We start from the raw sequence: 22,326 nt of genomic DNA on the forward strand, positions 1-22,326 counted from the left end.
AAGTGATTGATCTGTTATCAGTGCTCATCTCGTGACGCGCATACTAGCGGTTGAAGATCAGGATAACCGTGAGTGAGATCCCACTAACCTCTAAATATTCCAACTTGTTAGACATATAAATAGAATTTTTAACGACAGATCACAGTTCGGTCAGTCGATAATCCGGAGAGATTCAGCGTTATGGCGCAAATGTCAGTTCCAACTCCACTGCAAACCATGACTTTTCCACTGCATGGTGCAAGGTTAATTGAAGCATCGGCAGGTACGGGTAAAACCTTTACCATCGCGGGTTTGTATCTGCGACTCCTACTAGGGCATGGCACGACAGATACCAAACACCGCGTGCCGTTGACCGTGGATCAAATTCTGGTGGTGACCTTTACCGAAGCCGCAACGGCGGAGCTGCGTGATCGTATTCGTGCGCGTATTCATGACGCGAGGATCGCATTCGCTCGCGGGAAAAGCTCAGATCCTGTGATTCAGCCTTTATTGGAAGAAATTGAGGATCATAAGCAAGCCGCCGAGATCCTTTTGCAAGCAGAGCGCCAAATGGATGAAGCCGCGGTGTACACCATTCACGGTTTCTGCCAACGCATGCTGACGCAAAACGCATTTGAATCTGGTAGTCGTTTCAATAATGAGTTTGTGACAGACGAAAGCCATCTTAAAGCGCAAGTGGTTGCCGATTACTGGCGTCGTAACTTCTACCCGCTGCCATTCGCTTTGGCGGGAGAAGTACGCCAACTATGGGGTTCGCCATCGGATCTGTTGTATGACATTAGCAACTACCTCACGGGTGCACCGCTAAGTCTCTCTGTCCCTGCAATGCAAGGTAGCCTTGCCGATTTGCATGAGCAAAACTTAAAGCAAATTGATGCTTTGAAAGGCCAGTGGCGTGATAGCCAAGAGGATTTCCTCGCACTGATTGCTGATTCCGACGTCAACAAGCGCAGCTACACCAAAAAGTCTTTACCGACGTGGCTAGAAGCGGTCAACGCTTGGGCTGCGACAGAAACCACGGGCTATGACTATCCAGATAAGTTGGAGAAGTTCGCGCAGAATGTGTTATTTGAGAAAACGCCGAAAGGCACTGCGCCACAGCACCCAGTGTTTGAGGCGATTGAAGCTTTTCTTGCCAACCCAATAAGCTTAAAAGCGCCATTATTAGCGCATGCGATTGAGCATTGTCGCGTGATGCTGGCAAAAGCAAAAAATCAGAAGCAATGGTTGTCATTTGATGACTTGCTGACTCAGCTTTCTGCCTCGATTGATACCGATGAAACCGCAATACTGACAGAGCGTATCCGTACGCTTTATCCGGTTGCGATGATCGACGAATTCCAAGATACCGACCCACTGCAATACAGTATTTTTAGCCGCATTTATTTAGATAACCCAGAGTGCGGTTTGTTTATGATCGGTGATCCGAAGCAGGCGATTTACGGTTTCCGTGGGGCGGACATCTTCACTTACATCAAGGCTCGTAACCAAGTTAGTGCTCACTACACGCTTGGCACCAACTGGCGCTCAAGTGCCGATATGGTATTGGCAGTGAACCAGATTTTTGCTCTGCCAGACAGCCCGTTTATTTATGACTCCGACATTCCATTCCACCCCGTGGATTACAGCCCAAGTGCTGACAAACGCGTTTGGACTATAGGTGGTCAAAAGCAACCTGCGCTGACTTATTGGCTGCAAGAAACGGAAGATAAACCTCTGCCAAAAGGCGAATACCTCACTGCTATGGCAGAGGCGACAGCAAGCCAAATTCAAACTATTTTGACCGCGGCGCAACAAGGCGAAGCGTGTTTGGTCAATGGAGAAAAGCAAAAGCCAGTCAAAGCGGGTGACATTGCAGTGTTGGTGCGAACGGGTAGCGAAGGTCGCATGGTCAAACAGGCGTTAGCAGACCAAGGCATTGCTAGTGTGTATTTGTCCAACCGCGATAGCGTGTTTACCAGTTCCGTCGCACAAGACTTACAGCGTTTGCTGCAAGCGGTATTAACGCCAGAAAACGACAGAGCATTACGTGCCAGCCTAGCATCAGAATTATTCGCTCTGGATGCGGCAAGTTTAGACGCCCTCAATAACGACGAAACCGTGTGGGAAAATACGGTTAACGAGTTCAAAGAATACCGTAAGCTTTGGGTGCAACGTGGTGTGCTACCTATGCTGCGTGCAGTGATCAGCAAGCGTCATATTGCTGAACGTTTGCTAGAAGAAGGGTCGAGTTCACAAAGCGAAAACGGTGAGCGAGTACTTACCGATCTGATGCACATTGGTGAGCTATTGCAGCAAGCGAGCAACGAATTAGACAGCGACCACGGCTTGCTGCGTTGGTTAGCCCAATCCATCAGCGATGCAGAACATGGGCTAGGTGGCAGCGATGACCAAATTCAGCGTTTGGAATCAGAGCGTAACTTGGTGCAAATCGTCACCATTCACAAATCTAAAGGCCTGGAATATGACTTGGTCTTCTTGCCATTTGTGTTTGGCTACCGAGAAGCGAGTGAAGCCAAATACTACGACGCTGAGAACGATCGCACCGTACTTGATATCACGGGCAATGATGCGTCGTTAAAACAGGCAGATAACGAGCGCCTTGCTGAAGACTTGCGCCTCATCTATGTAGCGCTAACGCGTGCCGTGTATGCCTGCTTTATTGGTGCTTCACCACTACGCAATGGTCGCTCAACCAAAGAGCCAACTGGCGTGCATCACAGCGCAATTGGTTACTTGGTGCAAAATGGTCAAGAGGGCGGCATTAACGATTTGTTTGTTGGGTTGAAGAAGCAACAAGAGAATCTCGATAACGTCATGATTTGTGACCCTCCAAAGCAGCACGACGAGATATATGTTGCGGAGCAAACCGAGTTAGAAGCGTTGACTGCCAAAGAGCTGCAAAACCCGATTGATAGAAACTGGCGCATCACCAGTTACTCGGGCTTGGTTAAGCAAGGTTCTCATCATGCTGAACATGACGCGACGATTGAAATCACCGGCTTTGATATCGATTCTTCAGAAGAGCAAGATGAGGCGGAATTGGTTGAGCCAGAACGCTCTATCTTCAACTTCCCGCGCGGCGCACGTCCGGGTACTTTTCTGCACAGCTTATTTGAGGAAATTGAGTTTACTCAACCAGCGACAACGGAAGAGAACACCCAAATTATCCTCGGTTTAATGGAAAGTGAGCAGCTTGATGAAGAGTGGCTACCAATTCTGCAACAGTTGATTGATACCGTGCTGGCAACGCCTTTGGATAGCAAAGCACTACTGCTCAATCAAAAAGGTCCGGCGCAACGTTTGGTTGAGATGGAATTCTTATTACCGATTGAAGTACTGTCTGCACCTGCATTGAACCGCGTGATTCAACGTCATGATCCGCTCTCTGCCAAAGCGGGCGATTTGGGTTTCCAAACCGTGCAAGGCATGTTGAAAGGCTTTATTGACTTGGTGTTTGAGTACCAAGGCAAATACTACGTCCTCGACTGGAAATCGAACCACTTAGGTGATGATGTATTCCATTATCATGGCGATGCGTTGAAGTCGGCGATGGCGGATCATCGCTACGATCTGCAATACCAAATCTATGCTTTGGCACTGCATCGTTTCTTGCGTAGCAGATTGCCAAATTATGATTATGAACAGCACTTTGGCGGTGTTTATTACCTGTTCTTGCGTGGTATGGATGGGCAAAGTGATCATGGTATTTTTTCTGCCAAGCCAACCTTTGAATTTTTACAAGAGATGGATCATTTGATTGATGGTCAAGCACCTGACACGCGATCCAGTGAATCGGGGCAGATGGAGTTAATTTGATGAAAACCAATGATCTTCTTTCTGAGCAAAGCAGTGCGATGGCAACGCCAGATCTATTGGCAACGTTAGAATCGCTAGCAAATAAAGGGGCGATTCGCCAATTGGATTTCCAGCTCGCGCGCTTTATCTATTCGCAAGTTGAGCAACAAGTGAACAGCCAAGAACTGGCTTTTATTGCTGGCGTGCTCAGCAGTGAACTGGGGAAAGGACACATCTGTTTGCCTTTGTTTGATGGCCAAGGGCAACCAGCAGACCTTGCCAGTAAGCTTGGTCTGTTTGGAGAGTCTGCGCTGACGCTTAATACTCAGCTGCAAGGCGTTAACTGGGTTGAGCTTCTGCAAGCGTCGCCTTTGGTTGGTGCTCAAGGTGAAGCCTTGCCAATGATGTTTGATGGTGAGCGTCTCTACTTGCATCGTTACTGGCACTATGAAGTGACGTTGGCGGACAAGCTCAATCAACTCAGTGCGGCTGTAAACCTTCAGCCTCAAGAGTTCACACGTTTGTCTGAGTTGCTGCATCATTTATTTGCTCGTCAGTATCACTTTTTGTTCAATGCATTAGCCAAAGCGACAGAGGCAGGAACTAGCAACCAAGTGCTACGCCAGCAGCTAGTCTGTGACCATGTGGATGTGGTCACTGTAGACAGTCTCGATTGGTCAGCCATTGATGCGGCAGTCTGCCAAGCGAAACAAGTTCACGATCTGCAAGTGCTGGACAAACTGGTACCGTTGTCAGCTTGTGTCAACTGGCAGAAGGTCGCGGCAGCGGTAGCACTGACGCGTCGTTTTGCGGTGATTTCCGGTGGTCCGGGTACGGGTAAAACTACTACGGTAACCAAACTGCTTGCCGCATTGATTGAGCAAGCAGGACAAGAGAAAAACCTCACCATCAAGCTGGTGGCGCCAACGGGTAAAGCGGCAGCTCGTTTGACGGAGTCTATTGGTAAAGCGATTCAAGAGCTGCCAGTGGAGCCTGAGCTTAAAGCGAAAATTCCAACCGAGTCGAGCACTTTGCATCGCCTACTGGGCGCGATCCCAAACAGTGCAGAGTTTCGTCACAACAAACAAAATCCGCTACACCTCGATATTTTAGTGGTGGATGAAGCCTCCATGGTCGATCTGCCGATGATGTACAAAGTCGTCGATGCGCTACCAAAGCATGCGCGTTTGATTCTTCTCGGAGATAAAGACCAGTTGGCATCGGTAGAAGCTGGTGCGGTGCTGGGTGATATCTGTTCGTTCCACGCATTCGGTTTTGGCAAAGAGCAGGCGTCTGCGGTCGCGAAGTTATCAGGCTTTGACACCTTGGCGTACAGTACCAACAGTAATGCTTCGATTGCCGATAGCTTGTGTATGCTGCAAAAGAGTTACCGATTCGATGCTCGCTCTGGTATCGGCCAGCTAGCAAAAGCGGTCAACGCTGGCTCAGCCGCAAAAGTAGATGACGTTTGGAATCGTGATTTTGCTGATATCGAGCATTTCGCACTGAGTAGCCAAAATTACAATCAGATGATGCAGACTTTGGTTGCCGAATATGGTCGTTATCTAAAACGCATCGGGCAGCAAGAGATTGACCAGAAGACTGGGGAATCAGAAACGTTGACCCACAAAGCTAAAGCAGTGCTGGATACCTTTAATCAATGCCGATTATTGTGTGCCATCCGTGAAGGTGATTTTGGTGTGACCGGTTTAAACCAACGCATTGAAAAAGCACTAGCTGCACGTAAGTTGATTCAAACCCAAGACGAGCTTTGGTATCACGGCAGGCCAGTGATGGTCACGCGTAACGATCATGGCTTGGGATTGTATAACGGTGATATCGGCATTTGCATGCGAGACGACAGCGAAGGTGAACCGCGTCTTAAAGTGTTCTTCGAATTGCCGGATGGCAGCGTGAAGTCGGTGCTGCCAAGCCGAGTGCCTGAGCATGAAACCGCATATGCGATGACCATTCATAAATCACAGGGCAGTGAGTTTGAATACACGCTGATGATTTTGCCGCCAGATTTCAGTCCAATTCTCACTCGCGAACTGATCTATACCGGCATTACTCGCGCCAAGAAACGCCTTGCGATGTACGCTGAGATGAATGTCCTCAAGCGCGGTATTAAAGTGAAAACAACCCGAGCGAGTGGGTTGGTATCTCGCTTATCTAGTTAAAACAAAAAGACCGAGCATGATGCTCGGTCTTCTTCTATCAACTGGCTTTACTAAAAGCGTTGGTAAATGACACGCTCTTAATGTTGTACTGTTTTTGGTAGCTTAAGATGAACTCTCTGATGGCATCATTAACAGGGAACACACAATGCACATCTAGGCCTTCTAGAAAATGATTATCAGCCATATCCCAAAAGCTTTGCAGCGAATTACAAATAATAGTTCTCATATAACAGTGCTCTTCTCGGCTTTAATAAAAGTCAGATAAACAGCTGTCCTTGATATACGGATACTCAGCAGAAACGTAATTAATGCTGAGTATTTTAGGGTGGAGAGAGTTCTCTCACCTAGATCCTTAGCGGTTAAACTTTGACCGCATTGGCGCAAAGTATAGCCAACCAGATGAATAAATCAACGATAAATATTCATTCAATTTTAATGTAATGGTTTGCACATTAATTGAACGGTTTATGTTAGTTGATCATGTGGTTTAAAGATCCAACGCTAGGATTTTTGACTTACGCTGAAAGTTATACAGATCCTGTTTTACTACAGGTAGGTAATCAACATTCACCTCGTAAAAGCCTTGCTCTCTGAACCAGTGCAGACTGTGGGTAGTCAGTACAAAAATCTGGTCAATGCAGTCTGATTTTGAGCGATGCTTCATATAGTTGAGCAGCAGTAGTCCTCGGTTTCCATCTCGATAGTCAGGGTGAATTGCAACGCAGGCCATTTCTGCTTTGCGTTCTTCGATATATGGATACAAAGCCGCACAGCCTATTATCAAACCGTCTTTTTCTATGATGGTGAACTTACTAATTTCTTGCTCAAGTTGCTCACGTGAGCGTCGCACTAAGACTCCTTGTTCTTCTAGTGGACGGATCAAATCTAGGATACCGCCAATGTCATCGATATCGGCTTCGCGCACCTGTTCGGCACTGGCCATCACGACTTGAGTACCGATGCCATCGAAAGAGAAAAGCTCTTGAATTAACGCGCCATCCACTTTGTAGCTGATCAGGTGGCTTCGTGGCACTCCTGCACGGCAAGCTGCAATGGAGCCTTTAAGAAAACGTAATGTACCGGAGTTGTAGTCGGTGTCCGGCGAGGTGTTCTCGGTCAGCTTTTTAATGACATGTTCTGCTTCGATAGGGAACAGCTCCGCGACGGCGTTGCCATTGTCATCAATCACACCTTGCTCTGAACAGAAGCCAATAAGCTTATATGCGCCTAGTTTTATAGCAAGTTGAGTAGCAACTTCTTCAGAGAGCAGATTAAAACACTCGCCTGTCACTGAGCTGGCAATAGGGCCAAGCAGTACAATTGAGCCTTGATCGAGTGTGCGATGGATAGCATTGGTATCGATTCGACGGATACGACCACTGTGGCAATAATCAATACCGTCATCCACTCCGAGGGGCTGAGCAATCACAAAGTTACCGCTCACGACGTTAAGTTGTGTTCCTGCCATCGGCGTATTATTGAGGCTCATCGATAAACGTGCGGTAATAGCCAGTTGTAGTTGCCCTGCTGCCTGCATAACTACCGAAAGTGCTGCTTCGTCTGTGATTCGAACGTTTTTGTGGTACGGCGTTGTAAGGTCTTGTTTTTCTAGTAGCTGATTAATTTGTGGCCTAGCACCATAAACAAGTACTACCTTAATTCCTAGACTGTGCATAAGCGCAATATCATTGATAATATTGCCAAAGTTTTTATCCGCAACCGCCTCTCCCCCTAACATTAAGACCATGGTTTTACCACGGTGGGCGTTCACATAGGGTGTGGATTGACGGAATCCTTTAACTAGAGCAGTACTACGAATTTTCACTACAGCCATTCCTTGTGTTTATTTATGCTGTAATATTGTCTTTTTATTCAATTGTTGGCAAGGTGTTTTTTTGGAACAAAGAGCAAACATCAATTTGCTCACTCTTTATTCTTTTTACTATAAAAGAGTAGAATGTGTGTGTGGTTTCAAAGTAAGAAAGTGTGATGTCTTCTTTAGCGAAAAAAAACGCTGCTATCAACGAACAGCCAACTCAGAAAAAAACCAATACCCGTAAGTGGATTGAACGTGCACTGATGTTTATTGCCTTAGTCGGAACGCTTGCTGTTATTGGTGTTTATGGAGACTTGATTGGTCGTTTTGTATATAAGCCGGTACCAAAGTCTCTTATCTATGGTAAGTGGATTGAGCAAGAGGTTGCGCCTTACGCTCGTGAAGAGTTCATTGTCAGTGAAAGGGGCATCGTCGTTCAGGGCTCTACCGTAGCCACTGATTTTGAGTTTGACGGTAAAACCTTTTCGTATAAGGTGGGCTCTAAGGTAAGAGAGTTTGAATTCGTGGGACAAAATCATACTGAAATGAAGTTGGACTCAAATGCGCATTATTTGCCAGTCTTCCGTTTAGAAGGCAAAAGCGACTTGTCTCTACGCTAGAACTCCGAACCACTTGTTCATCGCATGGAAGCGATGGTTTAACATCTGTCGATGTAATTTTCTCTGGCTGACCGGATCTGCAATATCAAACATTGCTTGGACATTTCCTTTATTTTCCTCTGCTATAAATATATTTGGTTGATGAACTGTACGAGGCGCTCGTGTATTCGCTCATTGTTGATACACTTTGTCGCAGCTTTTCAATTGCTTCGTAGTTATTTGTTTGTCATCCTTTCGCTATATTTAACTGTGGAAATCCTCCGTGCATAAAAAACTCCTACCCCTAATGACGTTAAGCCTTCTCTTTGGCTGTGCTCAACCAACAGATCGTGCTCAACAATATCTGGATGGTGAATTTACCAACATACTCAATGAAGTGAATGTGGTTGAATCTAACAAGCCGCAAGACTTTACTGAGTTCAACAAGCAAGCAGAGCAAGTTGTAACCAAGTCGCCTTCAATGGCAAAAATGTACCAACCACTTTACGAGAAGTTGAGTGAGTGGGCGTTGCAAAGTGGTGATACCACAGCGTTAAGTGCTTTCGGCATTCAGGCCGCTCAACTTGGGGGCGGTGACAAAAAGGGTAATGTGTTATTCACGGGTTATTTCTCACCAGTGATGGAATTGCGTCACGAGCCAAATGCTAAGTTTAAGTACCCAGTTTATGGCAAGCCGACTTGCAGCTCGGACTGTCCGACTCGTGCAGAGATTTATAACGGTGCATTAGAGGGGCAAGGCCTAGAGCTTGGCTACGCACCAAATATGATTGATCCGTTTATGATGGAAGTGCAGGGCAGCGGCTTTGTTCACTTTGAAGATGACGACACGTTGGAATACTTCGCTTACGCAGGCAAGAACAACAAAGCGTACGTAAGCATTGGTCGTATTTTGATTGATCGTGGTGAAGTGCCACGTGAAAAGATGTCATTAAAGGCAATCAAAGAGTGGGTGATGGCAAATGATGAGGCGGCAGTTCGTGAATTGCTAGAGCAAAACCCTTCTTATGTCTTCTTTGCGCCGCAGGCGGATGCGCCAGTAACGGGGTCAGCAGGTATTCCTCTATTACCAATGGCATCGGTTGCAGGTGATCGCTCAATTCTACCTATGGGCACACCAATCCTAGCTGAAGTACCATTGCTTAATAAAGACGGTACATGGAGCGGGGCACATCAGCTTCGTCTTCTTATTGTGCTAGACACTGGCGGTGCGGTGAAGCAAAACCATCTTGACCTTTACCACGGTATGGGACCACGTGCTGGCACAGAAGCGGGTCACTACAAGCACTTTGGTCGTGTGTGGAAACTCGGTCTGGAAAATACCCCAACGCAAGCACCTTGGGCTTTGCCGCCAGAGAAGTTACAATAAGCGCCTAGCGAGAGGAATCGCCTCTCATCATCTAGACATTTCATCAAAGAGTGCGTATAAATCGCACTCTTTGTTTTTCTATCGATCATCTGGAACTTCAATATGCGTGAACTCGATACTCCGGCATCTGACAGCTACAACCAACGTTTTGGTGGCACTCGTCGTCTCTACGGCAACAGCGAAGTAGAAATTCTTCGTGCTGCACACGTGTGCGTGATTGGTATTGGTGGCGTAGGTTCTTGGGCGGTAGAAGCGCTGGCACGTACTGGTATTGGTGAGCTGACACTTATTGATATGGATGACGTGTGTGTGACTAACATTAACCGCCAAATCCATGCGATGACAGGCACGGTTGGTCAAAGCAAAATTGAAGTGATGGCAGAGCGCGTTAAGCTGATTAACCCAGAGTGTAAGGTCAATCTGATTGACGATTTCATCACGCCAGATAACCAGCACGAGTACTTGAGCAAAGAGTTCGATTACGTGTTGGATGCGATCGATAGCGTAAAAGCAAAAGCGTCTCTACTGGCTTACTGTCGTAGCAACAAGATCAAAGTGATCACGACAGGCGGTGCTGGTGGTCAAATCGATCCAACTCAAATCATGGTGGCGGATCTGACCAAGACTATCCAAGACCCACTGGCGAAGAAGATCAAAGATACATTGCGTCGTCATCATAATTTCCCGAAAAATCCAGCGCGTAAGTTTGGTATTGATTGTGTTTTCTCTACGGAGCAATTGAAGTACCCACAAGCCGATGGTTCAGTATGTGGCGTGAAATCGACAGCAGAAGGTCCAAAACGTATGGACTGTGCGAGTGGTTTTGGTGCGGCGACGGTCGTAACAGCAACGTTCGGTTTTGTTGCGGTATCACGCATCGTTGAAAAGCTGATTCAAAAGCATAAGAAGTAATTCAAAGAAGAGAGCGCACCAATGACTGATTTTCCTGTTTCGCCGTTTGGCACCGACATCACCAGTGAAGACATCGCCGCAACCATGCAGCAATTTAAAGGTTGGGAAGACCGTTACCGTCAGGTGATTCAATGGGGTAAAAAGCTGCCTCAAATGCCTGAAGAGTTTAAATCAGAACAAGTTACGGTATCTGGTTGTGAAAGCCTAGTGTGGTTGGTGAGTAAAGAGCAAGAAGGCGTATGGCACTTCTGCGCTGATTCTGACGCGCGTATCGTTCGTGGCCTGATTGCCTTGGTGATGGCAGCTTACGACGGCAAAACGGCAGAGCAAATCCAAACGTTTGATATTGATGCTTACTTTGAAAAGCTGGGTTTAATTGCTCATCTAAACCCATCGCGTGGCAACGGTTTGAAAGCGATTGTTGAGCAGATCAAAACACAGGCTCAGTAATTGCGATTAGTTAACACCGCATAAAGAACAAAACAAAGAAAAAGGGTTGAAGCCAAATGGTTTCAACCCTTTTTCTATGTATCTAGATTGGTACCTTGATTGTTAAAGCATATCGACTGCTTTCTCGACGGCTGCAATCAGCTTCTCAACATCTTCTAACGTATTGTAGATACCAAAAGAAACACGCACCGTACCTTTGACGTTGAGCGCATCCATCAGAGGGTGAGCACAGTGATGCCCAGCACGAACAGCGATACCTTGTTGGTCAAGCAGTGTAGCAATGTCTTGGTGGTGAACGCCGTCCATCACAAAAGTAAGCACCGAAGCACTCGGCTGATAACCGAGGATTTGAATGTCGTCCAGCTGAGTCAGTGCTTGGTAAGCTTTTTCCTGCAGAGAATGCAGATGTGCCTCTACAGCGGTTTGGTTAAAGCCTTGGTACCAATCGATAGCTTTTGCTAGCGCAATCGCGCCAGCGACGTTCGGTGTGCCCGCCTCAAACTTACCCGGCAAGGCAGAGAAGGTGGTTTTCTCGAACGAGACTCTTTCGACCATTTTGCCGCCGCCGTGCCATGGTGGCATCGCTTCTAAAAGTTCAAGCTTGCCATACAGCACGCCAATCCCTGCAGGTGCATACAGTTTGTGACCAGAGAAGACATAGAAATCAGCATCGAGCTCTGCCAAGTTCAACGGTTCATGAACAATACCTTGTGCACCATCAACAACAACAACCGCGCCTACCGCATGCGCCTTAGCGATGATTTTCTCAATAGGTTGACGAGAACCCGTCACATTGGTGATTTGTGCACATGCTACGATTTTACAGCGCTCCGACAACAATGCTTCAAATGCACTGATATCGAATTGGCAATCGGAGGTCATCGGAACTTTAACGATTTTCGCGCCCGTTTGCTCTGCGACAATTTGCCAAGGCACGATGTTGGCGTGATGTTCCATTTCACTGATCAGGATTTCATCACCTGCTTGGAGCGAGCTTCGGGCATAAGTTTGCGCGATTAGATTTAGTGCTTCGGTTGCGCCGCGAGTCCAAATGATTTCTTTGGAACTGCTTGCCCCAATGAACTTCGCAACGGTTTCACGAGCCGCTTCAAATTGACTGGTCGCGTTGGCTGTTAAGCTGTGACTGCCACGGTGCACGTTAGCATTTTGTGCACTGTAGTAATGGCTAATCACATCGATCACGCACTGTGGCTTTTGTGTTGTTGCTGCGCTATCAAGGTAAACCAAAGGTGACTGGTTGACGTCTTGATTCAGAGCTGGGAACTGTTCGCGTACAGCGTTTACGTCAAACATTATTCGTCACCGAGCTCGTGATAATGCAGTGTTGGGATAGTGACTAACGGCTCTGCAACCATCCATCCATGCTCTTTACCGGAAAGTTTGATAATGATTTCCATAGCGAACTCAAGTGCGGTTCCTGGTCCCTGGCTTGTCAGTAGATTGTGATTCACGTCCATGGTGACACGTTTTGCTCGCCATTTGTCTTCCGGAATATGAGATTGGAAGCTTGGGTGACATGTCATCAGAGCTTCAGGGTAAAGGTTGTGGTGTTGTAAAACCAAAGCAGGAGCAGCACAAATTGCCGCAACCAGTTTACCTTCGTACATATGCTGTTTCAGGATCTCAATCATGATGGTGCTATCACGGAAGGTTTCTGCACCACCTACGCCACCAGATAGAACAATCGCATCAAACTCGTCATCGGCAACATCAACCAGCTTGCAATCCGCGGTAAGTGTCACACCACGAGACGCTTTCATAGTAAGTGCACCATCGAAATCTGCGCTTGCGACCGTTACGTCATAGCCTGCTCGAACCATTAAATCGATAACGGTTACCGCTTCCATTTCTTCTGTGCCCGGAGCGATAGGTACTAAGATCTTTTTGTTCATTATTCTGTCCAGCTTTGTTCAATCTGTTTGATACGTTGATAGAGTTTGGCGTTCTCTGGCGTGCTAATATGATGCTTTTCGGCGGCTTGCAGTAGATAACCAGTAATAAAGTCTATCTCGGTACGACGTTGGTGAAAAACATCTTGCCTCATAGAAGAGTAGTTGGCCGCTGTAGCGTTAACCACTTGCATAATAGTGGCGTGAAGAGAGTCAAAATCTACCTCGATCTCTTCTTTATTCATGACTTCCACTAACTCATGAGTGATGTTAGTCAACTCGGTGGCAAACTCAGGAGCGGCAAGCTCACCATTCTTGCATTGATGGATGGCAGTCAGGGGGTTGATTGCGCAATTGATCGCAAGTTTGGTCCACAATGCAGCGTTGATGTTTGAGTTCCAATTTACCTCGGGCAAAGCGTGGTTCATCACATCTGCAAGAAAGCCACACTGAGCACCTTTCGGATTAAAGCCACCCAGTTGTGTGTATCCATGGCCAGTATGAAGCACCTGCTCTTTACTTGGTTTATAAGCACCGTGTGTGGTTGTTGCAATTACGATTGGGTTACCAGCAAGCTTTGCCTCGATGAGTGGTGCGGTTCCCATGCCGTTGTGCATTAACATCACGATGGTGTCTTCGCTGATGTAGGGAAGAAGAGGTTCAATTGCCGCTTCAACTTGCCATGCTTTTACCGTCACAACAATCAGATCTGCGGCTTGTACAGAAGGAAGGTGCTGATTAGCGAAGCTAATTGCAGGATCGTCATCAAGTTGAAGCTGTTGCTTACTATCAGAGGTTCTTCCCCATAAGGAAACATTGTGCCCAGCAAATTGAAATTTGGTCGCCCATAGTGAGCCAACCGCTCCCGGACCAAGGATAAGAATATTCACCAAACGCTCTCATTAAAAAGGTTTGCTGCAAGGATAATGAGGGAGAAAAGGAAAGCAAATAAAAATGGCGCCGAGAGGCGCCATTTTTGGGGAACTTATCGGTTCTATTAGAACTTGTAAGTTACAGCTACGTAGTGACCGAAGCCAGTTGTTTTACCTGCCCAACCGCCATCTTTAAGACCGTAAACGTCTTTGTAACCTTTCAGGCCGTAACCCACTGCGAAGCGGTCAGAGTGCCAGTAGATACCGTTAAACATAGCACCACCGTTTGTAGTGTTTAGTGCTTTGTTGTCATCGTTCATACCGAATTGGTAATCGATGTAACCTTGGTAAGAAATGAATGAACCGTTCTCGAAGAAGTAGAATGGTTTGAACCAGTTAGTCGAGATTTGGAAACCGTTCCAGTCTTTGTTGTTACCTTCGTAGTTACCGTATAGGTTTAGGCCAATTTTGCCTAACCATGGAACCATTACGTCAGAACCTAGACCGATTTTTTGGTTGTTTACGCCAGAGTTACCGCCCCACTCCATAAGAGTAGCAACGTAAAGCTCTTGAACTGGACCGAAAGATAGGTCTTTACCAGTTAGGCCGTCTAGAGACATACGTGGTGCGAACTTCATGAAGATTTTTTCTGCACCAGCTTTATCGCTGCCTTTGTCTGACGCTAGGTTGAATACATCAACGTAACCGTATAGGTCGAAAATACCAGAGCGGCCGCCGAATTCCATTTCTAGGTAGTCGTGAGATGACTCGCCTGGAAGTTCGTCAAATGCACCCATAAGGTTGAATTGCATCCACTTGTAATCGTTTTTGTGGATATCGCCGTCAGAGTAATCTGCAGCCATTACTGGAGCTGAAGTAGCCGCTAGAAGGCCAAGAGCTAGAAGTGATTTACGCATAAGGGGACTCTCTATGTTTGTAATGATTCAGAACACGCAATCTTTGCTGCGCTTTCCAATTGGCAGGGATAATAGCGATAAAAATCTCAAATGAAAGTGATAAAGGATGCAAAAATGAAGGTTTTTGGTGATGTTTGTCACGAAATTAATTTTAATAACGGAACTTTTATTTTGTTGCATGTTTTTGCATAAATACTGTGATTTAGATCGTTTGCGCGGGCGATTTTATGACATTTTAAGCCAGTCGTTTAACCAACATAAATCGTTAGTGATCTGACTGATACGTCCCTCGTATGAGTTATTGAATCAAAGAGGACGATTTAATGAATGAAGTGATGTTGTTCCCATTAACCTCGGTTGTACTACCCGAAGGGAAAATGAATCTGCGTATTTTTGAACCGCGTTACAAACGTATGGTGAAAGAATGCAGCATACAGAACATTGGGTTTGGGGTGTGCTTGGTCGGTAACGATAGTGACCAGAGAGCAGCGGGAAACGTTTCGTCCATCGGTACTTTGGTGACCATCGTTGATTTCGAAACACTCAGTGATGGGCTTCTTGGCATTACGGTCGTTGGAGAGAGACGCTTCCGAGTGAAGCGTGTGCGCTCTGATTTTGATGGTCTTCGTCATGCTGACGTGGAATGGATGGAAAATTGGCAACAGCCCAACTCCTACCCAGACTTTCTTTATTTGAGTACGCAACTCGCTCACGTGTACGAACAATTCCCCCAACTTGGTAATCTGTATCAACACCGGTTTTATGATGATCCTTCTTGGGTTACGCAGCGTTGGTTGGAGCTTTTGCCACTCGACCGTTCACTGTTTGAAAAGTTAGTAGGTGCGGATGATTGCATCGACGCTCTGACGTTTCTTTCACATGCCATTGAAGCCCCAAATGAAAGAGAGACTAGGATATGAAAGGACTTACGAAAGCCGCAGTGACTTTGGTTACTGCCATTGGCTTGGCTGCTTGTGGCTCAGACAGTGACACAATTGAGTATTCAAACCTTCAAGCTGTTCATGCTTCTGTAGATGCCCCTTTGGCAAATGTATGGATAAATGGTAACGCAGCACTTACTGGTGTTGATTACGGTGTTGGCTCTGGCTATGTCAAGTTAATGGCGGGAGAAAATACGGTTCGTGTCGATGTACAACTACCAGGCGGTGAAGTGTTGAATGTTGTTCCAGAGACGATGTTGGACCTTAACAGCGAAACCAAATATACAGCATTTGTTGTGGGTGATGCCGCGGAAGGTACCGTTGAGCCTCTAGTTGTCACTCGTAGCGCAGTTTCTATGGCAGATGAATATAACTTGGACGTTCAAATAGTGCATGCGGCTGCGGAGATACCGCCAGTGAATGTTTATGTAACGGCTCCTGGCGCAGACCTTTCTATGTCAACGCCCGTTGCAATGCTTGGTTATAAAGACTCAACTGATGTTCTGAACATTCCAGCTAACGATTACCAAGTGCGTTTGGCTGTGGGCGATTCGGTTGCCTTTGATTCAGGCACAATCCCATTGCCGGCAAATGCAAATTTGACCATTGCAGCCATCAAAACGGGAGATTCAGACAGCACTTCTCCGGTGAAGTTGCTGGTATTAGATGGTTCTGGTTCTTCTATAATCGAGGATATGGGGAGTGAAGCGGAAGTACGAGTTGGCCATTTAGTTGAAGACGCAGGTACTGTCGATGTCAACGTGAATGGAGCGCCATTTGCAATGCTCTCTAATCCTGAGTTCGCGCCTGAACGAACTACTCCGGGCGTAGGTAGTTACCTAGGACTTGATTCTGGCAATTACGATATCGACGTCATCGATCAGGCTTCTGGAACGACCATCATTGATGCAGATGGTGTCCCTTTGATGGGCGGTATGGATTACAGTATCTATGCCGTAGGAATGGCATCTACTATGGTTGAGCCTCTTGTTGTTGAAGACATGCGTAGATCTGTAGTAACCAGTGCAACGTTAAATGTTACTCATGCTGCCGCAAATCCAGTCGCTGAAATGGTAGATATCTATCTCACCGCGAGCACAGGCATAGAAGGAAGTGATCCAGCAATAGCGAACTTTGCGTATAAAGATAGTGTGCAAGGCGTATATGTGGCGGAAGGATCTTATTTTGTAACTGTAACGGTTGCTGGCGACCCATCAACAGTAGCCATAGATTCTGCGCCACTTACTGTAACAAACGGCGTTGTATATCAAGTGATCGCCATCGACGATGGTAATAATAATGGTTTTAACCTCATTGTTGATGACATCACAGATTAGGGAAAAGGAAGGGAGGAGGAAACTCCTCCCCTTAAAAGGCTGATTATGATGAGTGATAGCCCGCAGAAGCTTGGGCGAAGCGAGTGGAACGACTATATGGATAAAGTAAAAGCGAGAGATAAAGCCGCTTTTGCTTTCGTTTTCCGTTTCTATGCTCCGAAGCTTAAGCAGTTCGCCTACAAACATGTTGGAAACGAGCAGGTCGCAATGGAAATGGTTCAAGAGACTATGGCGACCGTTTGGCAGAAAGCACATTTGTACGACGGAGCAAAAAGTGCTCTTTCCACTTGGATCTACACCATATTGCGTAACCTTTGCTTTGACTTGCTGAGAAAGCAGAAAGGGAAGGAGTTACATATTCATTCTGATGACATTTGGCCTTCAGAATATTACCCGCCTGATTTGGTCGACCATTACTCACCAGAGCAAGATATGCTAAAAGAGCAAGTTGTGAAGTTCTTGGAGATTTTACCCAAAAATCAGCGAGACGTGCTAAGAGCGGTGTATTTGGAAGAGTTACCACATCAGCAAGTTGCAGAAATGTTTGAGATCCCCTTAGGCACGGTGAAATCTCGGCTGAGGCTTGCAGTTGAGAAATTGAGGCATTCAATGCATACGGAGCAATTATGAACAAACATCCAGATAAAAACCTGTTAGAGGCATATGCTTCGGGAAGTATTGACGCAGTTTCTGGCTTAGTTGTCGCTACGCATTTAGAGACTTGCTCCGACTGCCGTGCATATGTAAATCAGGTAGAGGCTGCTCAGGCCGTACTTGTGAGTGATATTCCTACAGAGTATGGAGAAGAGTTTGACACCATGCTTGATGAAATATTGTGTGCAGAAGCGGTGTCTGACGATATCATCGTGCTAGAACAGGCTAAAGTTCAAGTCGCAGGGAAAGACTTCACATTACCAAAAACACTGAGTCGGTTTTCTGACTTAGTCAGTGATTGGAAAAGTTACGGCGGCAAAGTTTATAGCGCTCAGTTAGATCTTGGAGAAGATGCTCGTGTCAATCTTATGTACATCGGTGAAGATGTACGGATTCCTCAGCACACTCACAAAGGCTTGGAATCGACCTTAGTGTTACATGGTGGTTTTAGTGACGAGGACGGCCATTACGAGGCTGGTGATCTGCTGGTCAAGGACGCCACTGTTAAGCATAGTCCGTTCACGAAGCCTGGAGAAGACTGTTTATGTTTAACAGTTCTGACGGAGCCGATGATTTTTACACAAGGTGTAGCTCGAATTTTCAATATGTTTGGAAAGGGCATGTACCCTTAGATATTGCTTCAACAGACCCCAATCAAAAAGCCACCGACGTTCGGTGGCTTTTTTCATTATTTCTTCTTAATCTCTTTGTCTTGCTTTTTCGAGCAACTCAGTGAAGTAGTGCCGCAGTGAATAAAGCATGATTAAACTCGGAATTACCATCAAAGCGGTGAGAACAAAGAAGGTTGTCCAATCATTCAAGTAGTCAACGAGTTCGCCACTAAAAGAAGCAAGAGTGGTTCGGCCAAAGTTACCAAGTGAAGCTAATAGAGCGTATTGAGTTGCTGAAAAAGCTTGTCCGGTAAGGACCGTCAAGAACGACACAAAAGCAACGGTAGAGAATGCCGTTGTAAAGTTGTCCACAAAGATCGTTGCTAAGAATAAATGCTCGCTCGGGCCAACTTTCGCAATCCAAGCAAACATGAGGTTACTTGCTGACATCGCAATGCCGCCAATCATCAAGCCTCTTACAATGCCGAACTTCACGTTGAACATACTACCTACAAACGTGAATACCATAGTTGCGCCCCATCCAATGAGCTTAGAGTAGTAGCCAATTTGCTCATTGCTAAAGCCTACCTCTTTATAGAAGGCAATCGACATACGACCTAAGAACGCTTCACCAATTTTGAATAGAAAGACGAACAGTAGCAACGTGATAGCGACCCGAACTCCATTACGGTTAAAGAAGTCCAAAAATGGCTCAACGACGGTTACAGTGAACCAAGCAACTAACTTTGAGCCTACAACTTCTTTATGGCGTTGTTCTGCTTCTCGTTGAAGCTGTTCTCGTTGAGTATTTGGCTCACCAACCAGTAGAGTAAAAATCATGAGCAGAACAACAATCATTGCCATGCCGTAGTAGACGCCGTTCCATCCCACAGTATCTGCATTAATAAATGCAAGGTAACCAGGTAGCGAATAACCCGTCCACCAACCGATTACTGCCATTGCTGAAGCTTGAGGCAATTTTGAGTCTTCTGTTTTCGGGAAGGTATCAATACGAAAAGCGTCAATAGCGATGTCTTGGGTTGCGGATGCTGTTGCTATACATAGAGCAAGCATAGAGGTGAAAATCAAATTCTCTGCTGGGTTCACATCAGCAATAAATAAGGTCGCAACTAGCACGATACTTTGGCAAAGAAAAATCCAACTTCGGCGCTGCCCTAGTAAACGATGCAAAACAGGTAATTTGACACGATCAACTAATGGCGCCCATAAAAAGTTGATTGCGTAAACTGCAAAAACGCTACCGAAATAACCGATTGCCGATAACGTTAAGCCAGCATCTTTGAGCCAGCCTGACATGTTTGAACCAATAAGCACCCATGGAAAGCCACTTGAGCAGCCAAGCATGAAAACCCAAAGTAGGCGTTTATCGAGGTAACTTTTTACCGTTTCCAACCAAGTGATGGAAGGTAATGAAGACATAAATCAATCCGTTAAAATAGAGCCGCTAAAAGAGAAAGCCCTTCGAATATTCAAAGGGCTTATGATTTTGGCTATTTGAGTAGTGTTGCTTTGGTGATGATGATTGGTGTCTCTGGGACATCGCGCATCCGACCAATAGATTTGGTTGGTTGTTTCGCCATGCTTTCAATGACATCGAAGCCTTCAGTAACAACGCCAAACACGGCATAACCTGGTGGGCGAGAGCCGTAGTTCAAGAAATCGTTATCTACTAGGTTAACGAAGAATTGTCGAGTAGCTGAATCTGGAGCATTAGTACGAGCCATTGCGATGGTTGCACGGTCGTTATTTAAACCGTTGTTACCCTCGTTTTTGATTGGAGCGTACGTTTGAACCATTTGCATATCTTGGTTAAAGCCACCACCTTGTGCCATAAAACCAGGGATTACGCGGTGGAAAATCGTACCTTCGTAACTGCCATCTTCTACGTATTTCAGGAAGTTTGCGACGGTGATTGGTGCTTTTTCTTCGTTTAGCTCCACCGTAAAGTTTCCTAACGTGGTTTCAAACGCGACTTTTGGGCCCGCAAAAACGCTGCAGCTCAATAGTGCAAGAGAAAGAATCGCTTTACGTAGCATTAGAATCGCTCCTGCATGTACTGACGAAGTTCAGAATCATTCGCAGCTTCTTTTAAGGTTAAACTAATAACATCATTAAGCGTTTCTTCAATGTCTGAATCAGAGGCACTTAATGTACCCGAGCGCTTAGCGGTACCCGTGTAAGTCTTAACCAATTTACCTTCAGGTGTTTCTGCAGTGATCTCGATAACGACCTTCGCATCCATCTCATTTTCCATGACCGAATGTTTCACATTGATAAGCGCTTCTTGGATCTCTAGCTCGATAGAGTTATTGCTATTGAGGTCGGTGCGGAAACCTTGAGAAGCAAATTGCTGAGCAAATGCGTCTTCAAGAGTGATTCTAAGGTTTTGCTTTGCGTGTAGAGGTAAAATATTTGAACGGCCGTTATCAACCAATGCCACATATTGTGCAGCGCGGACGTCTTTACTGGTTAAGCTGTAGGTTTTTCCCTGTACAATTGAATTTGTGCTCAAAGTAGTTTGAGGCATAAGGTTCAATTGTGGCTGCTGTGGAGCTGAACAGGCAGCAAGCAGGGCAACTGAAGCTGCTAATACCAGTTTTTTCATCTTATTATTCCTTTTTAAAGTCATAGCTTTATTGCATAACGCTTAATTTAGCAGGATCTTTTGTCGCCTGTAAAATTACGAATTTGCTGTTAGAAGCGACAAGTTTCACATTTTTATCGCCAAACAAGCGTTTCAGCTTAACGTCGTAACCAAGATGGCGATTACCTATGACTTGTAATTTACCACCTTGGTTCAAAATTTGTTTCGCATCACAGAACATTTGCCAAGCAATATGGTCGGTAATAGCTTGTTGCTGATGAAATGGTGGGTTACACATGATTAAGTCTGCACTATTGTGCTCAAAGCCATCTAAACAGTTATTGACGATGCATTGGGTCGGATGCTCGGCACCTAGGTTATCAATAAGGTTCTGTTTGGCAGACTCGATAGCCATAAAGCTCTCGTCAACGAGCGTTAACTGAGCGCCTGGGTTGAGTTGTCCTGCTTTTACTGACAACACACCATTGCCGCATCCAAGGTCGATGATACTTTTGATTTTAGGGTCTTGCGGAATATGCTGAAGCATAAAGCGGGCACCCAGATCTAAGCTTTCGCCTGAATAAACATTTGGCAGATTTTTTAGTTGTATGTTCTCACCTTCGACACCCCAAACCGTAAAAGGGTCAACGGTGATAACGGGTTGTGCATTGGCTGCAGAAAAGACCAAGCGATGCTTCTTCCAAGCTAAAGAGGTTTTTGTTTCGCCTAAGTGCTTTTCGAATAACTTGAGCGTTGATGTATGAATATCTTTCGCTTTATTTACTGCGATAATAGGGCACGATACGGGCAGTGTTTTACGTAGTTGGCTCAACAGCCAAACTAGATGACGATTGCTTTTGGGTAACTGAAGCAAAACGATATCGGTTTGGTTGGAAATTTCACTGATGGTTGAGTCAAAAGTCACGCTATTGCAGTGATTATTCTCTAAGTTCAGTTGAGCACCTCTTTGAGAGACAAATGAGTCGCTTATCGATGTGACGTTATGCTTCTCTGAAAACCAGCATGCCAATGCTCCAAAACTATCATTGATGATAAGTATGTTCTGATTGGTAGGCAGATCCAGTTCTTCCACGTGGTTAATTAGGTACTCATCTCCCGCATCCCAAGCTTGAAGTGTTTCATTAGCGCGCTTTGGGAAGCGATGAAGTGTAAGACTTCTATCGTGAAGGTTCAGTTCGGTTTTCATAAGTGAGTTAAGGGTAGTTGTAACATACAGCTGGTATTGTCGCAGATGATAGCGGGACAAGATACTAAAAAGCTGTCAATTCTCTGTTTCTCGTGTTTTAGCGCTGCACGTGACACAAGCAAAGAAGTGT

The 22,326-nt window shown here is 45.8% G+C and carries 20 protein-coding genes; 10 read left to right on the forward strand and 10 right to left on the reverse strand.

The window, feature by feature from the left end:
• The first annotated feature begins 180 nt into the window (after nt 1-180).
• A complete protein-coding gene (recB, locus tag BSZ04_RS11760) occupies nt 181-3,819 on the forward strand; it encodes an exodeoxyribonuclease V subunit beta (RefSeq protein ID WP_088880450.1) in 3,639 nt (1,212 codons plus the stop codon).
• Nucleotides 3,819-5,978 (forward strand): exodeoxyribonuclease V subunit alpha, encoded by a 2,160-nt coding sequence (gene recD, locus BSZ04_RS11765; protein ID WP_088880451.1) that lies wholly within the window; start codon nt 3,819-3,821, stop codon nt 5,976-5,978. The genes recB and recD overlap by 1 nt, the downstream gene beginning before the upstream one ends.
• A 37-nt stretch (nt 5,979-6,015) precedes the next feature.
• Here the strand turns inward: recD and BSZ04_RS11770 are convergent, their stop codons facing one another.
• Together BSZ04_RS11770 and argA are read right to left on the reverse strand one after the other, a co-directional pair.
• Nucleotides 6,016-6,204, reverse strand: a complete 189-nt coding sequence (locus BSZ04_RS11770; protein ID WP_010449872.1) for a hypothetical protein — start codon at nt 6,202-6,204, stop codon at nt 6,016-6,018.
• A gap of 261 nt (nt 6,205-6,465) precedes the next feature.
• Nucleotides 6,466-7,803: an amino-acid N-acetyltransferase gene (argA, locus tag BSZ04_RS11775; protein ID WP_088880452.1), complete on the reverse strand. Its 1,338-nt coding sequence runs from the start codon at nt 7,801-7,803 to the stop codon at nt 6,466-6,468.
• Nucleotides 7,804-7,967: 164 nt separating this feature from the next.
• Between argA and BSZ04_RS11780 the strand changes: the two genes are divergently transcribed.
• From BSZ04_RS11780 to csdE, 4 genes are all read left to right on the forward strand, one after another.
• On the forward strand, nt 7,968-8,414 hold the full coding sequence (locus BSZ04_RS11780) for a DUF2850 domain-containing protein (protein WP_088880453.1): 447 nt from the start codon (nt 7,968-7,970) through the stop codon (nt 8,412-8,414).
• Between the two features lie 262 nt (nt 8,415-8,676).
• On the forward strand, nt 8,677-9,780 hold the full coding sequence (mltA, locus tag BSZ04_RS11785) for a murein transglycosylase A (RefSeq protein ID WP_010449867.1): 1,104 nt from the start codon (nt 8,677-8,679) through the stop codon (nt 9,778-9,780).
• Nucleotides 9,781-9,882: 102 nt separating this feature from the next.
• Nucleotides 9,883-10,692: a tRNA cyclic N6-threonylcarbamoyladenosine(37) synthase TcdA gene (tcdA, locus tag BSZ04_RS11790; RefSeq protein ID WP_005427322.1), complete on the forward strand. Its 810-nt coding sequence runs from the start codon at nt 9,883-9,885 to the stop codon at nt 10,690-10,692.
• A gap of 21 nt (nt 10,693-10,713) precedes the next feature.
• On the forward strand, nt 10,714-11,142 hold the full coding sequence (gene csdE, locus BSZ04_RS11795) for a cysteine desulfurase sulfur acceptor subunit CsdE (protein ID WP_088880454.1): 429 nt from the start codon (nt 10,714-10,716) through the stop codon (nt 11,140-11,142).
• Between the two features lie 102 nt (nt 11,143-11,244).
• On the opposite strand, the gene csdA is transcribed toward csdE, so the two are convergent.
• The 4 genes from csdA to BSZ04_RS11815 form a co-directional block, all read right to left on the reverse strand.
• Nucleotides 11,245-12,456, reverse strand: coding sequence for a cysteine desulfurase CsdA (gene csdA / locus BSZ04_RS11800; RefSeq protein ID WP_088880455.1), 1,212 nt, complete (start codon nt 12,454-12,456; stop codon nt 11,245-11,247).
• Nucleotides 12,456-13,055 carry a DJ-1 family glyoxalase III gene (locus BSZ04_RS11805; protein ID WP_010449859.1) on the reverse strand — a complete coding sequence of 200 codons (600 nt, stop codon included), beginning with the start codon at nt 13,053-13,055 and terminating at the stop codon, nt 12,456-12,458. Before BSZ04_RS11805 ends, csdA begins: the two co-directional genes overlap by 1 nt.
• Nucleotides 13,055-13,942, reverse strand: a complete 888-nt coding sequence (gene panE, locus BSZ04_RS11810) for a 2-dehydropantoate 2-reductase (RefSeq protein WP_088880456.1) — start codon at nt 13,940-13,942, stop codon at nt 13,055-13,057. The genes BSZ04_RS11805 and panE overlap by 1 nt, the downstream gene beginning before the upstream one ends.
• A 107-nt stretch (nt 13,943-14,049) precedes the next feature.
• Complete coding sequence (locus tag BSZ04_RS11815) at nt 14,050-14,841, reverse strand: nucleoside-specific channel-forming Tsx family protein (protein ID WP_088880457.1); 792 nt, start codon at nt 14,839-14,841, stop codon at nt 14,050-14,052.
• Between the two features lie 323 nt (nt 14,842-15,164).
• Here BSZ04_RS11815 and BSZ04_RS11825 point away from each other — a divergent pair, with 323 nt between their 5' ends.
• Genes BSZ04_RS11825 through BSZ04_RS11840 form a run of 4 tightly spaced genes read left to right on the forward strand, consistent with a single transcriptional unit; the run spans nt 15,165 to nt 18,405 of the window.
• Nucleotides 15,165-15,761 carry an LON peptidase substrate-binding domain-containing protein gene (locus tag BSZ04_RS11825; RefSeq protein ID WP_088880459.1) on the forward strand — a complete coding sequence of 199 codons (597 nt, stop codon included), beginning with the start codon at nt 15,165-15,167 and terminating at the stop codon, nt 15,759-15,761.
• A complete protein-coding gene (locus BSZ04_RS11830) occupies nt 15,758-17,119 on the forward strand; it encodes a DUF4397 domain-containing protein (protein WP_088880460.1) in 1,362 nt (453 codons plus the stop codon). Before BSZ04_RS11825 ends, BSZ04_RS11830 begins: the two co-directional genes overlap by 4 nt.
• Before the next feature lie 45 nt (nt 17,120-17,164).
• Complete coding sequence (locus tag BSZ04_RS11835) at nt 17,165-17,749, forward strand: RNA polymerase sigma factor (RefSeq protein WP_029561030.1); 585 nt, start codon at nt 17,165-17,167, stop codon at nt 17,747-17,749.
• Nucleotides 17,746-18,405, forward strand: coding sequence for a ChrR family anti-sigma-E factor (locus tag BSZ04_RS11840; protein WP_010449847.1), 660 nt, complete (start codon nt 17,746-17,748; stop codon nt 18,403-18,405). Before BSZ04_RS11835 ends, BSZ04_RS11840 begins: the two co-directional genes overlap by 4 nt.
• Nucleotides 18,406-18,471: 66 nt before the next feature.
• Here the strand turns inward: BSZ04_RS11840 and BSZ04_RS11845 are convergent, their stop codons facing one another.
• The 4 genes from BSZ04_RS11845 to BSZ04_RS11860 all read right to left on the reverse strand — a co-directional run bounded on the left by BSZ04_RS11845 (nt 18,472) and on the right by BSZ04_RS11860 (nt 22,196).
• Nucleotides 18,472-19,824 carry an AmpG family muropeptide MFS transporter gene (locus BSZ04_RS11845; protein ID WP_010449846.1) on the reverse strand — a complete coding sequence of 451 codons (1,353 nt, stop codon included), beginning with the start codon at nt 19,822-19,824 and terminating at the stop codon, nt 18,472-18,474.
• A 71-nt stretch (nt 19,825-19,895) separates the two neighbouring features.
• Nucleotides 19,896-20,441, reverse strand: coding sequence for a peptidylprolyl isomerase (locus BSZ04_RS11850; RefSeq protein ID WP_088880461.1), 546 nt, complete (start codon nt 20,439-20,441; stop codon nt 19,896-19,898).
• Nucleotides 20,441-21,010: a YajG family lipoprotein gene (locus BSZ04_RS11855; RefSeq protein WP_010449842.1), complete on the reverse strand. Its 570-nt coding sequence runs from the start codon at nt 21,008-21,010 to the stop codon at nt 20,441-20,443. Before BSZ04_RS11855 ends, BSZ04_RS11850 begins: the two co-directional genes overlap by 1 nt.
• Nucleotides 21,011-21,038: 28 nt before the next feature.
• Complete coding sequence (locus tag BSZ04_RS11860; protein WP_088880462.1) at nt 21,039-22,196, reverse strand: methyltransferase; 1,158 nt, start codon at nt 22,194-22,196, stop codon at nt 21,039-21,041.
• Nucleotides 22,197-22,326 lie beyond the last annotated feature (130 nt).

Source organism: Vibrio rotiferianus, assembly GCF_002214395.1.
In the GTDB taxonomy this organism is placed as follows: domain Bacteria; phylum Pseudomonadota; class Gammaproteobacteria; order Enterobacterales; family Vibrionaceae; genus Vibrio; species Vibrio rotiferianus.

What these genes read in the sequence shown, in the direction of transcription:
- recB (WP_088880450.1), top strand. Translation starts at nt 181, where the DNA reads ATGGCGCAAATGTCAGTTCCAACTCCACTGCAAACCATGACTTTTCCA.
- recD (WP_088880451.1), top strand. Translation starts at nt 3,819, where the DNA reads ATGAAAACCAATGATCTTCTTTCTGAGCAAAGCAGTGCGATGGCAACG.
- BSZ04_RS11770 (WP_010449872.1), bottom strand. Translation starts at nt 6,204, where the DNA reads ATGAGAACTATTATTTGTAATTCGCTGCAAAGCTTTTGGGATATGGCT.
- BSZ04_RS11780 (WP_088880453.1), top strand. Translation starts at nt 7,968, where the DNA reads ATGTCTTCTTTAGCGAAAAAAAACGCTGCTATCAACGAACAGCCAACT.
- tcdA (WP_005427322.1), top strand. Translation starts at nt 9,883, where the DNA reads ATGCGTGAACTCGATACTCCGGCATCTGACAGCTACAACCAACGTTTT.
- csdE (WP_088880454.1), top strand. Translation starts at nt 10,714, where the DNA reads ATGACTGATTTTCCTGTTTCGCCGTTTGGCACCGACATCACCAGTGAA.
- csdA (WP_088880455.1), bottom strand. Translation starts at nt 12,456, where the DNA reads ATGTTTGACGTAAACGCTGTACGCGAACAGTTCCCAGCTCTGAATCAA.
- BSZ04_RS11805 (WP_010449859.1), bottom strand. Translation starts at nt 13,055, where the DNA reads ATGAACAAAAAGATCTTAGTACCTATCGCTCCGGGCACAGAAGAAATG.
- BSZ04_RS11815 (WP_088880457.1), bottom strand. Translation starts at nt 14,841, where the DNA reads ATGCGTAAATCACTTCTAGCTCTTGGCCTTCTAGCGGCTACTTCAGCT.
- BSZ04_RS11825 (WP_088880459.1), top strand. Translation starts at nt 15,165, where the DNA reads ATGAATGAAGTGATGTTGTTCCCATTAACCTCGGTTGTACTACCCGAA.
- BSZ04_RS11830 (WP_088880460.1), top strand. Translation starts at nt 15,758, where the DNA reads ATGAAAGGACTTACGAAAGCCGCAGTGACTTTGGTTACTGCCATTGGC.
- BSZ04_RS11835 (WP_029561030.1), top strand. Translation starts at nt 17,165, where the DNA reads ATGATGAGTGATAGCCCGCAGAAGCTTGGGCGAAGCGAGTGGAACGAC.
- BSZ04_RS11840 (WP_010449847.1), top strand. Translation starts at nt 17,746, where the DNA reads ATGAACAAACATCCAGATAAAAACCTGTTAGAGGCATATGCTTCGGGA.
- BSZ04_RS11845 (WP_010449846.1), bottom strand. Translation starts at nt 19,824, where the DNA reads ATGTCTTCATTACCTTCCATCACTTGGTTGGAAACGGTAAAAAGTTAC.
- BSZ04_RS11850 (WP_088880461.1), bottom strand. Translation starts at nt 20,441, where the DNA reads ATGCTACGTAAAGCGATTCTTTCTCTTGCACTATTGAGCTGCAGCGTT.
- BSZ04_RS11855 (WP_010449842.1), bottom strand. Translation starts at nt 21,010, where the DNA reads ATGAAAAAACTGGTATTAGCAGCTTCAGTTGCCCTGCTTGCTGCCTGT.
- BSZ04_RS11860 (WP_088880462.1), bottom strand. Translation starts at nt 22,196, where the DNA reads ATGAAAACCGAACTGAACCTTCACGATAGAAGTCTTACACTTCATCGC.